The organism is Dyadobacter fermentans DSM 18053 (assembly GCF_000023125.1).
Taxonomy (GTDB): Bacteria; Bacteroidota; Bacteroidia; order Cytophagales; family Spirosomataceae; genus Dyadobacter; species Dyadobacter fermentans.
The window spans coordinates 959,714-973,591 of the sequence record NC_013037.1; the positions used below are offsets into that span (position 1 = coordinate 959,714).

Consider the following 13,878-nt stretch of genomic DNA (forward strand, 5'->3'; position numbering starts at 1 on the left):
TTTATTCTTATCGTTCTCTTTGTCGTTCTCTTCTTTTGTCACCCTGAGCGGCCCGGTTCGCTCAGGGTGACAAAAAATGACAACCAACGCCAGTTTCAATACCCCGTCGTCTGCTCAATCGTCCCTTCGCCCACATTAATCACATATTGCGGAACAGGAAATAGTTCGGATGGGCCTCGGGTGACTTTTCCGGCGGCTTCGAGGGAGGATGCCCATTTGCCGTGACGTACTAAGTCGATTTTACGGATGCCTTCAAAGTAAAATTCCCAGCCGCGCTCGCGTAAGATCGCATCGTTGAAAGCAGTTTTGTTAGCGGTGGCTGTGGCGGGTAATGCGGCGATGCCACCGTGTTTGGTTCTTACTTCATTCACCAATGCGATTGCTTCGGTAGTAGGGCCGGCTTGCTGGTTGATGGCTTCGGCAAGCATCAGCAGGACATCGGCGTAGCGCAGTACCGGAATGTCATTGCCCTGAATATCAGCGCCAGGGGTGGATTCGTCGGGGTATTTTTTCAAAATCGGGCCGCGCATGTTGGCGCGGTTCCTGGCTTTTCCGGATTTGTCGGTGTAAGCCGGCAGCATCAGCTCACGCCGTTTATCCGCCGGGTCAAAGGAGTCATAAAATGCCCAGGTTGGACAGAATACACCGCTTGGACTGGCCCAGCCGCCATTGACCTTGTTGCTTTTGTAATCGCCCGGCAGGCAATACATTGCCAGCGCATTGAAGTTTCCGCCTGCTTCGCCCGTCGACACAGGATCGCAGCTTACCGCCCAGATCGTTTCATTGTTCACTTCTGTCGCTTCGCGAAAAAGCCCGGCATAGTCTGGCACCAGACTATATTTACCCAATGCGATCGTCGCCCGTGCCGCCTTTTCGGCCTCTGCCCAATTCTTTTCATTGAGGAAAAGCCGGGTTAATGTCCCTAATGCCAAACCTTTATTAAAACGCCCGTATTCCGATGGGCTGAGTTCCAGGTGTTCGGCTGCAAAACGCAAATCAGCGGCTATTGTAGCCACAAAAGAATCCCGGGAAGGGCGGGTCAGGTCACTTTCGGCATCCGTATTGATTTTCGATGCGTCCAGGATCACCGGAACAGGGCCGTACATGTGCAGCAGGTAATACATGGTCCAGGCGCGCCCCATCCGGGCTTCGGCGATGAATTTGTTTTTGGCATCGTCGGCAATCTCCGATTTTTCGATGTCCGAAATCACCTGCGTCATGCGGGTAAGGTAGCGCACTTTTTCGAAGTGGCTTTGTTTGCCCTGCGTTCGCAGGAATGTAAAGTCGCCTTTGCTGAAAAACTCCCAGAAGCCGCCCCATTCAGTAAAAATGTTCATCTGGTCGGAAGGCAAATCAAACATGGCCAGATGTCCGTATTCCGGGCTGAAAAACATATTTTGATATGCAACATCATTGTATCCCCATTTGGAACCGAAGGGTTTGTATGCCTGCAAAATGTAAAGTTTAAAGTCGGCCTCCGTTTTCGGAAAGTTAGCCGGGGAAAGCGTGCCGGTTAGTACCGGGTCAAAGTTTTTCTCGCAGCCGCTGATCGACAGGCTCGCCGCCAGCAAGCCGGCAATGATTATTTTTTTCATAATTAAAATGTCGTAATGTTAAAAATTAGCCCGCAAACCCAGCGATAATGTTCTCACCATCGGGTAGGGCGCTGGTCCGCCTTTGATGGAATTGGCCTGAATTTCAGGATCCACGCCTTTGAAACCCGTCAGGATGAACGCGTTTTGCAAATCGGCGAAAACGCGGATACTTCTCACGTACTTGCTCAGTCCGCCCGAGTTGATCGTATAGCCCAATGTAATATTGCGGCAGCGCAGGAAATCGCGTTTTACCAATCGCGTATCCAGGCCGGCATCTAGCGCGATCGCGGCTTCGTTGTAAGCGGCGCCGGGCAGGGTACCGGTCGGGTTGGAAGTACTCCAAGCGTCCTTGATCCGCTCCGTACCGCTTTGGTTGTTAGACAATAACCCGACAGGATCGCCCCATAAAGTGGTAAAATCGTTGCCCCACGCGCCATACTGACCGTACATAAACACGCTCAGGTCAAATTTTCCATAAGTGAAATTGTTTCCAAAACCGATGATCGCCTTCGGAATGCCGGAGAAGCTTTTCACATCGTTGAAATCCAGTTTTCCGTCCCCATTGTTGTCGACAAAAACCGGGTTCCCGGGCTTGGAGGCCGAGGCTGGCTGCCAGGCAGGCACTTCCTGTCCGGCTTGCAGGATACCATTGGTTTGGTACACATAAATAATATCGTTGCCCACCGGATCATTTACCCGGCCGTATTGTGCAGGCGGATCATTGGGAAAGCGCTTCACCCAGCGGTTTTTGAAGTGCGTCACATTAATCGTGGAATTCCAGCTGAAATCGTTGGTTTTGATATTTTCAGTATTCACACTTACCTCGAAACCCTTGCGACGCTGGTGGCCGCCGTTGATAGGCGACGTGGAGATGATCGACAATTGCTGCGTGGTAGCGCTGCTGAGCAGGCGGGTCCTGTTTTCTGTAAAAACATCCACCGAACCGGTGATCCGCTCTTTAAATAACCCAAAGTCCAGACCGGCATTGAATGTCTTCGTAATGGGCCAGCGCAGGTTGGGGTTGTCAAATGCAGTAAGCCGGTAAGGGAAATACACCACTGAGCCATTGTTGAAGGTAACTGCATTGGGATCAGCAGCAAAAGCACCATAAGCCACACTTCCCGGGCGTTCGCCGGTAGTACCATAGCTGGCACGGAGCTTCAATGTGCTGATTACCTTGATATCCTGCATAAATGCCTCGTTATTGATCTTCCATCCCGCTGACACCGATGGGAAATACTGGTATTTGTTGTTAGGGAAAAACTTGTCGGCACCGTCCCGGCGGACTGTAAGCGAGAGCAGGAAACGATCGAGGATGTCGAAATTGCTGCGAATAAAGAAGGAACGGAGCTTGTTGACGCCGCGGTAGGAACCGATGATTTTGGGGCCGGTTGCCGCGCCCAGGTTATCCGTATTGATCGCATCTTGTGTCATCGACGTTTCGACACTGAAACCTGAGAAGTCTTCCAGGTATTGGCCTACGCCGGTTACCACGTCCAGGTTCAGCCAATCGCCGAATGATTTTTTGTACGACATGGTCGCTTCCATCGTCTGGTTTTGCCGGCGCGTTTCAGCCAGGGAAGCACGCGATCTGTATAATTGTCCCCAGAAAACGTCGCTGGGAATGTAGAAATCACGGGTCGAATTCTCAGTGTTATTTCCGTATAGCAATTTGGCCGTCAATGTGTTAGGGATAATGTCAATATCCAGCGAAGTGTTTGCCAGCAGGCCCTGAGCCTTTGTCTTGTCCTTGATATCCAGCAACGAAACAGGGTTGCCCGTAACGGCGAACTGACTGTAACTGCCGTCGGCATTGTACACCGGCACCGAAGAAGGATAGGCCAGCGCCGCCTGCAAAGCATTGAAACCCTGCGTGCCCGAGCCGCCCGTTTGCCACCCGGCCTGCGGATTGGCATAAGCATTGCGGTTGGCATTCACATTTACATTCAGCCTGAAAATTTTGCTCAAAACAAAACTCACATTCAACCTGCCCGAAAACCGTCTCAGGTCCGAGTTTTTCATCGATCCCACCTGGTTGAAATAGTTGCCGGAGAAAAAGTATGTTGCTTTTTCCGTTCCTCCGTTGACGCTGATATTATGGTTATCGATGCTGCCCGGCCGCAGCACCTGGCCCAGCCAGTCGGTGCCTTCCCCGGCATTCTGAATGTCCTGCTCCGAATAGCGCTGGGTGTAGCCGCTCAGGTCTACCGGCACATTCCCAAATGGCCCCATATTGCGGTCGGACTGGTATTTGTCCCTGCTCAGTTCATTGTAGTACCGCATATAGTCCGTCGCATTGAGCGGTTTCAGGTAGGGCATATTTCTCGTGAACGAATGGCTCCCGTCGTAGCTCACATTCATCCGCCCGGCTTTTCCTTTTTTGGTCGTAATGATCATTACCCCGTTGGCTGCCGATACACCGTAAATCGCCGCGCTTGCATCTTTCAGGAATTCGATCGATTCGATATCATTCGGGTTCAGTCCGCCGAGCCCACCGCGGTTGACGCCCTGTATTTCCACCGAACCATTGCCCGGCTCCATTGCGTCGCCCGGGATTACCACGCCGTCGATTACCAGCAATGGATTGCCTTTCCCGCGGATCGAAACGGAAATGTTACCGCCCGGCTGCGAGCTTTGCTGTGTTACCTGCAAGCCGGCCGCACGGCCGAAGAGCAGTTCGGAAACGTTGTTATTGGCCGAAGTAGGAATTTTCGTAGGGTCCACTTTGGCGATCGCCGTCGTCAGGTTTTTCTTGGCTGTGGTTCCGTAACCGACCACGACCACCTCGTCCAGATTTTGAGAATCCACAGCCAGGGTTACATCAATGCTCGTCCGGTTTGCTACGGCAATTTCCTGCCGCACGTAACCTATAAAAGAATATACAAGTACCTGGTTTTCGCCGGCACCGCCAGGAAGCGCGAGGTTGTAATCGCCATTCTGGTCCGTGGAAGTCCCGCTCGTATTGCCCTTCAAAACCACGTTCACACCGGGGAGCCCGACGCCGGAGTTGTCTGTCACTTTTCCCTTCACAATCACCTGCTGCGCCATGAGCAGGGAGCAGGAAAGCATCAGGAAAAGATGTAGTAGCAGTAATTGTCTCTTCATTTCAATGATGGGTTTAATTTAAATTTTTCACTGTATTTTCATGGTTGCAAGGTAGATGTGCCGCCGAACTTGGATTATAAATAATCTGACGCAAAGCGATAATTTTTTGATATTTGTCTGGCATTAATCATATTTTTTGTTCTAAAAGTCAGTTTTTACCCTAAAAGGAAATGCATCGGGAAGGTTGGATCAGAAGAATGGGCGTGGTGATTTTCCTTTTCATCATAACCTGTTTGCGCGCCCTCGGCCAGGAGAAGTTTTTCAGTACGATTTCCGTCCGCGACGGGCTGCCTACCAATCTCATGAATGCCATCGCGCAGGACCGCAACGATTTCATCTGGATTGCCACTGCCGACGGATTGGCGCGTTACGATGGCTATCATTTCAGGGTTTTCAAAAAAGGGGACGACGCTCATTCCATTCCCAGCAACGGCGTCCAGGCGATCTGTCCCGACGGCGAGGAGCTGTGGGTAGGGACGGTGAAGGGGCTGTGCAAGATCAACACGATCACATTCAAAGTGACGCGCATTGAGCTGGGTACGGATATTAGTATACGCAGCATTGCCAAAGGTCGCGGCAACTACCTGTGGATCGGCACGGTGAATGGGTTGATCAAATATGATCTTGCAAAAGGCAGATACCGGACGCTGACAAAAGAGAACAGCGGATTGAGCCATAATATAGTTCGAACTATTTTTCAGGATCGAAACGGAATTCTGTGGCTCGGGACTTACGACGGGCTTAACCGCCTCGATCCCCAATCGCAAACCATCACCAGCTTCAATCTGAAACAGGGCAATGCCGCATTGAGAAATAACCTGATCTGCGATATCAAGCCGGTCGATGATAGCGATTCGTTGATTTGGGTCGGGACGGAAACGGGCCTTTGCCGGTTCAATACCGTCACCGGTTCGCTGGAAAACCGGGGAGAGCGGATCAATTTGAGTAATCAGGTTGTGAAAGCCATTTACACGGACAAAAGCCGCAAAGTGTGGCTTGGGACGGATTTTGGTTTGAATGTGTATGATCCGGCGACCGGTAAAAACGAACGCTATTTTCACAATCCGCAGTCGCCCTACTCGATATCGAACAATGTGATCTGGCAGATTTTTGAAGACCGGGCGGGAGTACTCTGGTTTGCCACTTCCAATGGGATCAGCAAGGTGAACCAGATGGATAATTTGTACCAATATCACGGCGTAACCCAGCAATCGGGCGCGCAAATAATTGGTAACCAGGTGAAATCACTCCTCGTGAGCAGGAGCGGCATTTACTGGATCGGCACCTTGCACGGCGTAATCCGCTACGATCCGCAAACCGGCCAAAGCCGCAAATTTGACATTGATTCACCGGAAAAAAGCCGGCTGCTGATCAATAATGTGGCCAATTTTCATGAAGACCGCCACGGGCGGATCTGGATCGGCACGGCGGCGGGCATTAATGTGTGGGATGAAAGCAAGCAGCAAATGCACGCGGTGGCTGCCAGCAAGACCAACGGGCTTGCATCTAATTACATCAACAATTTTGTAGAAACACCCGACGGAACGCTGCTGGTAGGCGCCTGGGAAGCCGGGATTTTCCAGGTTACGAATAGCACAGAGTCCATTGAAAATCTGCATTTTAAACTGATCTCAAAGGCAGAAACCAACCAATTCCTCTACGGAAGCGGCTTTTTGTGGCTGATCGAGTCCGACGAACTTTTTCAGCTCGATCTTCTAAGCTACCAGAAGAAAAAGATTGCCGCATTCGACCGCGAGGCGGCCCGAAAAACGGTCAGCAGCTTTTTTATGGCCAAAAACGGTACGATCTGGGCGGCGACGCAGCATGGACTAATTGCCTACGATCCGAAAACCGGTAATGCTGATTTCCATGTGATTGCCAATTACAGCATTGCCCGCACGGCGATTGCGGAGGATCGGCAAGGTAATATCTGGACTGCCACCAATGCAGCACTGGAAAAGTTTAACCCGACCAGCAAACAGGTTGAATTTTTTCCGCTGAATAAAAACCTGCCGCTGAAAAGCTTTTCTCCCGGCTGCGTGGCGCGCTCGGCCTCGGGTGAGCTGTTTTTTGGCGGAGACAACGGATACCTTTCATTTGCACCGGAAAAGGCCGTCGCGAACCGTTACCAGCCGAAGATTTTCCTGACTAATCTGCTGTTGAATAACCAGTCCGTCGGCATCGGCGAAAAGATCAACGACCGCGTGATCCTCGACCGGGACATTTCGTTCACGCCGGCGATCGAGCTCGATTACGGGCAACGTTCCATCGAACTGCAATTTGCGTCGCTGCATTACTGGCTGCCCGAGGTAAATCATTATTCCTACAAACTGGAAGGCGAAGACGAGGATTGGAACACGACTTCGGGCGGGAAGAACTTTGCGGTGTATTCGAATTTGTCGCCCGGAACGTACACTTTCAAAGTACGGGGTACCAACAACAACGGGATCTGGAGTGACGAAATAAGCTCAACAAAAATCACCGTCAATCCGCCTTTCTTTCTCAGTACAAGGTTTCTGATACTTTATTTCTGCCTGATCGTGGCCGGGATTTATATCGCATTAAAAATCTATTCGAGCCGCATCAAGCTTGAAAATGAATTGAAAATCAGTAAGTTGGAAATTGCCCATGCCGAGGAAATCGAGCAGACGAAAGAGCAGTTTTTTACCAACATTTCCCATGAACTGCGCACGCCGATCAGCCTCATTCTGCCGCCCATTCATCAGATTATGAAGAACGGAAAATTGAATGCTGAGAATTTCAAGCTCATTTCTCTTGCCGAAAAGAACTCGCACAGACTGCTGCGCGTGGTAAACCAGGTGCTGGATTTCAAGAAAATGCAGAGCGATACGCTGCATCTTAACATGACCAAAGTGGAGATCGTGCGCTTGCTGCAAGAGCTTTATTCCCATTTTTCCGACAAAGCTGCCCGGCACGAAATCGACTACACATTTTCCAGTAGCGTCACCGAATTTGAAATGATTGCAGATGTTGAAAAGGTGGAAACGATGGTTTTTAACCTCCTGTCGAATGCATTTAAATTCACTCCAAACGGCGGTTCGATCAGGCTGGGTATTGAGGTCCTGAACGCGTCAAATGCTTCTGAAATTGACGTTTTAATACACATTTCTGACACGGGAACAGGCATTTCGGCCGAAGATCAGGCGCGCATTTTCGAGCGGTTTTATCAGACAGCCGAATCGCGGAAAATGGAAATGGGGTCGGGGATAGGGCTGGCGCTCACGCTTGAATATGTGAAAATGCACCGTGGGGAAATCAATCTGGAAAGTACACCCGGGGCAGGAAGTACGTTCACGATTTCGCTGCCCAAAGGAAATGCGGATCAGCTCATGTCGCAGATCGAACCGGATATTTATTCCAGGTTCCAGCCTGCACCGCCGACTCCGGATGATGCTGAAACGATATTGTCGGATCAGGAGAAGCCGCTGCTTTTGATTGTGGAGGACAATCCGGATATGGTCGACTTTATCAGGCTGAGCCTAAGTGAAAAATACAGGTTTGCCATTGCGGGTGATGGGGCAGAAGGTTTCAGAAAAGCAGCGGAACTGGCACCGGAGGTAATCATTTCGGACGTGATGATGCCCGTGATGGACGGTCTTACTTTGTGCAGTAAAATCAAAAGCAATCCTAAAACCAGCCAGTTTTCCGTCATTCTGCTCACTGCCCGCAGCCTGGCTTCCCAGAAAATTGAAGGAATCCGGATTGGAGCAGACGCTTACATCACCAAGCCTTTTGATATTGAATTACTGGACGCGCAGATCGAAAATCTCTTGCAGCGAAAAAGAGAACTGACCGCCTATTTCCGCCACGAGCTGATCGTAACGCCGACCGCCGATGAAGGCAAGGAAAACAAGGACGACAAGTTTGTCCGTAAAGTGATGAATATTATCGAGGCGCATATATCCGATCCTGATTTCACCGTAGAGATGTTGGGTTCGGAAATTGGAATGAGCTCCGCGCATTTGTCCAGAAAGCTCAAATCGCTGACCCAGTTTTCTGCAAATGAAATCATCAAAAAATACCGGATCAAAAAAGCTTCCCTGATGCTTGAAAACAAGGGTGGAAATATCTCCGAGGTCATGTATGATGTTGGCTTTTCGAGTCTTTCCTATTTTTCAAAATGTTTCCGGGAAGAGTTCGGGGTGACGCCGAAGGAATATGCCCGCACGATAACCAAGGAATAGAAAAAGTTATCTCACCACATCCCGGCAGATTTTAATAAATTGCCTTTTTAACCAAAAAACTCGCCGCATGACACATACTGTCTCCCATCGAAACATTCACCAAGGACGCAATTTAAAACGATTTCGGGAGCTGCTTGGCCTGAAACAAGACGCGATGGCGATTCAGCTCGGCAAGGATTGGAATCAGCAAAAAGTGTCTCTGCTGGAACAAAAAGAAAGGATTGATTCGGATATTCTGGAGCAGGTTGCTGCAATCCTCAAAATTCCAGCCGAAGCGATCCGGAATTTTGATGAGGACCAGGCGGTAAATATTATCTCAAATACCTTTGACAAGGTAGAAAACTCTTTCAACTTCGGGACTTTTAACTTACATCCCATAGACAAATTGATGCAGCTTCATGAGGAGAAAATCGCTTTGTATGAACGGATGTTGAAGGAGAAGGATGAGATGATGGGGCGGTTGGAGCGGCTGATTGGTGATAAATAAAAATGCGGTTCAAGCATATTGCTGTCACCTGCAAGGCCATTCTAAGCAATATGTGCTGATTGCTTGGAAAATATGTGAAAGACCTTGCCGGTGACGTTCATGAAAAATGCATGAACATTCAGTTTTAATTGATCGATTTTCACCTCGTTGAGGGTGCTGGGCTTTTCAGTCACTTTTTTGCTTGATGCATAGAAGTAATCGGTTTTCATTATCTCACTTGCTAGATTTTCAGCGAATGATCGGTGACATTGCATCTCTCCGGGCTTTCCCGTATTACCTCCTGTATCAAGATAAGTTTTGTAGGCCCCGCAGTCCTCATGCTCGATAATGTAGACGTCTTCAATAAGATGAAGCTGGGCTGCAATTTTCACATGTTCGAGCAGGGTCTTCCGCCAATGCTGAGCTTGCTCTTCAAAATTATTGATGTATTTGTGCTCTTGCGTTGCGCTGATGCATAATGACGTCCCGGCAATGCTGAAAAGGTCATACCGATTGTGAAGGTTTTCGGCTTCCAGGAATTCGAGCAGGTTGTCGGTGAGCCTAAGGTCGATGCAGCTGATAACCAGTACATTTTTATGTGGTCGCCTGTATTCGGCGACCTGAAATGGTTTGCTGTCGGACGTTTTTTCATTCATGGAAAGTAGAGCTAGAGGTTAGGGAGATGTTACGGTTACAAAATACAATAAATCTGGCAAAAACCTAACCCTCACTTCGTTAGCGGCATTGCGGACGCAACCGTTATTCCATCAAGAAATTGATTGGCTTTAATCCTGATTCTTTACTTTCTACGCTAATGAAACCATGCTGTAAGTTGCAGGATAAAGCTTTCTGAACATGGCATAAGTGACTGAAACCATTCCAAATGCGACGACGGCGTCAACGGTAGCGGGCAGGCCGAGGACAGCTAATTTGGAAAAGAAGGCGAAGAGAATGTCGAAGAATATTCCTGCGAAAACCCATTCTTTCAATCTTAACAGTCGGTTGGGCGTCAGCAACACGGCCACGCCGGAAAGCTTAGCCACGCCCAGGATGTAAATGAAGTGCGAAGGATATCCCAATTGCTGCGTAATTTCCCAGACCAGCGGATTTCTGGTCAGTTCGAAAAAGCCGCTTGCGCCAAACCATAATGAAGTTAATGCTGCGCCGGTCCAATAGGTAATTCTTGAAGTTCTCATGATCGTTTTTGTTAGATTCTGAGGCGAAATTGCTGCGTAGCGGGCTGCGGCGGTAGGAGAATGTGGCCGAAGTGGACGATTTGGGGGGCGAGGTAGACAGGTGTTCCCGCCGCAGCTTCTGGCAAAGTATTTTAAATACATTTTGCATGCCGAGGCTGCGGCTGTGATTTATGGAAAATGGAAACAAGCAGAAGAAAATCCGCGGTGTGCAAGTATGAAGAAGGATATGCCGTTACGCGATTTTAATCACAAATGCGGTCAATTCCGCCATCTTGCCATTCTCGAATCGCCAGACGTCACAATATGAGTAATGTGTTACAGTTCCGTCCTGATCCTTCAAATCGATCTTGCCGATTGCGGTAACGTAATCGCCTTCTGCAATCAGATTTTCAACCTGGAACTTTGGCGGCTCCAAATAGGTCTCGGCCATATATTGCCGGACAGCCTCCTTTCCTGTGAGCGTTTGCTCGCCGACGAAAGTCCATATGACGGTGTCGGTGCAGAATGCTAAAAATCCTTCGTTGTCGCCGTTCATGACGGCGGCGTTGGCGGTTTGTAGTATTTCTTTGTTTCCCATTTTTGTAAAATGCTTATTTGACATTCTCTGTTAAAAATACCGTGCGACTCCAAGACCGACAGGCGGCTTGTCACGTTTAAATGTAATCCTTCACCGGGAATTAACCTGACAATGCTAGTAAGTTATCCGAGCACTTCCCGCCAGATTTATATAAATTGCCTTTTTTAACCCAACACCCTTTCCACATGGCACATACTACCTCCAATCCGAAGATCCACGAAGGCCGTAACTTGAAGAGATTCAGAGAGATGATGTCTGTGAAACAGGACGCGCTCGCGGTTGAGCTCGGCGAAGACTGGAACCAGCAAAAAATCTCCCAGCTCGAACAGAAGGAAAAGATCGATAACGATATATTGGAGCAAGTGGCGGCAATTTTGAAAATCCCGGCTGAGGCGATTCGGAATTTTGATGAAGAGCAGGCTATCACTGTAATTTGCAGCACTTTCAACGACAACTCTCAGATAGGTACCCTGATCAATAACTACAACAACCCTATTGATGCGGTCTTAAAACTTCATGAAGAAAAAATGGCACTCTACGAGCGGATGTTGAAGGAGAAGGATGAGATGATGGAGCGGTTGGAGCGCTTCGTTGTCAAATAAATAAGTTTATCATACTTGATTGGCTCCTCGAATATTTGAACGTCTTGGCAAAGTCACGACAAAAAAAATCCTGCAATCAATTGATTTGCAGGATTTTTTTTCATTTTGTGATCTTGCTGGGAACAATTTAAACCTTGAAAACGCGTGTATATCAACTAGTTAAAATTCCTCTCAAAATAGGTAACCGAAACAGTAACCGATTCTTTTAAGTTGCTTTGATGCATTTTGAACATCGAATTGTTACTTTGAAGATACAAAAAACACTTTGAAAAGTGTTTAGTTAATTCAGTCGTTTCATGAGATTTATAGTCGGAGGCCGACTTTTATTTCTTAGTCACTGTGAATTGTATTCTCTTTTCGCAAATGGCCTGATGAGCCGTCTCTCGACGGTATACGTCAATTAAAACTCACGATCTGCGGGAAGCAGTGCCGTTGAATACCGAAATGCCATTGATGACAACTCCAAGGGGCTTCTTAAGATCAATCATTTCAGGCGATAATAAATACTGACAGATTTCATTCAAGAGGTTTTTAGCTCAAAACGATTATTTGAGTACCGGAAATTAGCAGGTATTTTTTTATCAGGCATACGCGGCGCATACGCAAAATGTGCTGCCTGAGGCTGCATATATGAAACCGTTTAATAATAGTTCTTACAATAAATGGTACTTAGTTTTGATTCATATGTAAAAATATTTCTATTGCAAATCGCGGTTACAAACTAGCTGGGCCTTTTGGGTGTCGGGCGGAGCTTGTATTTCGCGTGTTAATTATCTCAAACATAAATCATTACCTTACCCTATGGCCAGACCAGTAAAAATGACCGTTAACAACAACACAGGCAAAGTGTTGACCTTGAAGTCTAAAAATGCGGAACACGGAAAATTTACGACCGATCCCCCTTCCAAAATAGAATCCTCGGGCAGCTGGGCGTGTTCTACCCGGAGCGGCGGGACTGTTGGGCCGGAGGGCACCGTAGTGTACGAAACCGACGGTGGCAGCACAACCATCGAGTTTTACTTCAACCACCCCTTCGGCAGCGCTACCAGCTCCTATCGGGTTACGCCAACACCCCGCGATGCTGTCGGATACGACATTAAAGGCAGTTTCAAAGGCCACGATCAGGACATTACTTTTGAATTGTACCCCATTTAAAACCCATCGATATGGTAACGCAGCAATACTCGGAAGCAATTGAGCGGGGTTTTGGGGAGGAAAAGATTGACACGGCGGCCTGGATGGGACGCCTGGCTGATAGCACGAAGCTGAACGGAATCGTGATGCCAGGCAGCCACGACGCAGGCATGTCCCAGACGGATCACTGCGGGGCGGGAGGGGATTTAAACCCCGGGCTGTCCCAAACCCAGGGGTTGAATATACTAGACCAGTTGAAGGCCGGATCCCGGTATTTCGACATCCGGGTGGATTACGATCACCGCGAATTGGTCACGTATCACAGAACGGGCGATTCGGGTTGCAACGGCCAGCCATTGGCCGCTGTTCTGAACCAATCGATTGACTTTATCAAAGCATACCCTTCGGAAACTTTCATCCTAAAATTCTCCCATATCCGCACCAACCGGGGCGCCGAACGGGAGATCAAAGACCGGATCGATCAGTTTCTGTCGGATATGCGGTTCAAGCCCTATTTCTACACGCAAAAGCAGTATGACCTGAACCTGGCGGAAACTACCCTGGGTGAATGCAGGGGGAAATTTATCCTCGTCTTCGATTATCCCGAGTATATCAGCGCCCGGTCGGGCCGGTTCCGGTACCACGATGGGTCCAGTTATGCCGGCCCTAATATCACGGTGTATGATTCGTATTCCAAAACCACCTCGCTGGACAAGATGAAAAGCGATCAGCTGGCAAAGCTGGATACCTACGGCGGCCTGGGCAAGGACTATTTGTTCCTGTTGTCCTGGACACTCACGCCCGACGCAGGGACCTTTTTCGGCGGTTCCGTCAAAAAGCTGGCGGAGGAAGCGAACCCGGAGCTGGAAAAAGTACTGGCGGAATGTATGAGCCTGCCCGACAAGCCCCGGCCTAATATCGTGTATATCGATTACCTCGAAGCCGGAATCGCCCGGCACATCATTCAGTGTAATTTTTAAGACATTTATTTCAGAGAC

At 48.9% G+C, this 13,878-nt stretch carries 10 protein-coding genes; 5 read left to right on the plus strand and 5 right to left on the minus strand.

The genetic code is table 11. The features are described from left to right. Nucleotides 1-95 precede the first annotated feature (95 nt). Nucleotides 96-1,595: a RagB/SusD family nutrient uptake outer membrane protein gene (locus DFER_RS04005; protein WP_015810327.1), complete on the minus strand. Its 1,500-nt coding sequence runs from the start codon at nt 1,593-1,595 to the stop codon at nt 96-98. A gap of 18 nt (nt 1,596-1,613) precedes the next feature. Then, nucleotides 1,614-4,700 (minus strand): SusC/RagA family TonB-linked outer membrane protein, encoded by a 3,087-nt coding sequence (locus tag DFER_RS04010; RefSeq protein ID WP_143828651.1) that lies wholly within the window; start codon nt 4,698-4,700, stop codon nt 1,614-1,616. Between the two features lie 170 nt (nt 4,701-4,870). Between DFER_RS04010 and DFER_RS04015 the strand changes: the two genes are divergently transcribed. Together DFER_RS04015 and DFER_RS04020 are read left to right on the plus strand one after the other, a co-directional pair. Continuing rightward, a complete protein-coding gene (locus DFER_RS04015; protein ID WP_050774608.1) occupies nt 4,871-8,905 on the plus strand; it encodes a hybrid sensor histidine kinase/response regulator transcription factor in 4,035 nt (1,344 codons plus the stop codon). Nucleotides 8,906-8,972: 67 nt separating this feature from the next. Continuing rightward, nucleotides 8,973-9,392 carry a helix-turn-helix domain-containing protein gene (locus DFER_RS04020; protein ID WP_041734726.1) on the plus strand — a complete coding sequence of 140 codons (420 nt, stop codon included), beginning with the start codon at nt 8,973-8,975 and terminating at the stop codon, nt 9,390-9,392. 41 nt (nt 9,393-9,433) lie between these two features. On the opposite strand, the gene DFER_RS04025 is transcribed toward DFER_RS04020, so the two are convergent. From DFER_RS04025 to DFER_RS04035, 3 genes are all read right to left on the minus strand, one after another. Beyond that, nucleotides 9,434-10,027, minus strand: coding sequence for a carbonic anhydrase (locus DFER_RS04025; protein ID WP_015810331.1), 594 nt, complete (start codon nt 10,025-10,027; stop codon nt 9,434-9,436). Nucleotides 10,028-10,177: 150 nt separating this feature from the next. After that, complete coding sequence (locus tag DFER_RS04030; RefSeq protein WP_015810332.1) at nt 10,178-10,567, minus strand: DoxX family protein; 390 nt, start codon at nt 10,565-10,567, stop codon at nt 10,178-10,180. 232 nt (nt 10,568-10,799) lie between these two features. After that, nucleotides 10,800-11,144 carry a nuclear transport factor 2 family protein gene (locus DFER_RS04035; protein WP_015810333.1) on the minus strand — a complete coding sequence of 115 codons (345 nt, stop codon included), beginning with the start codon at nt 11,142-11,144 and terminating at the stop codon, nt 10,800-10,802. A 185-nt stretch (nt 11,145-11,329) separates the two neighbouring features. Between DFER_RS04035 and DFER_RS04040 the strand changes: the two genes are divergently transcribed. From DFER_RS04040 to DFER_RS04050, 3 genes are all read left to right on the plus strand, one after another. After that, entirely contained in the window at nt 11,330-11,746 is a 417-nt protein-coding gene (locus DFER_RS04040) for a helix-turn-helix domain-containing protein (protein ID WP_015810334.1), read from the plus strand. 801 nt (nt 11,747-12,547) lie between these two features. Next, a complete protein-coding gene (locus tag DFER_RS04045; protein ID WP_143828652.1) occupies nt 12,548-12,901 on the plus strand; it encodes a hypothetical protein in 354 nt (117 codons plus the stop codon). Nucleotides 12,902-12,912: 11 nt separating this feature from the next. Beyond that, nucleotides 12,913-13,860 (plus strand): phosphatidylinositol-specific phospholipase C domain-containing protein, encoded by a 948-nt coding sequence (locus DFER_RS04050; RefSeq protein WP_015810336.1) that lies wholly within the window; start codon nt 12,913-12,915, stop codon nt 13,858-13,860. Nucleotides 13,861-13,878: the final 18 nt, after the last annotated feature.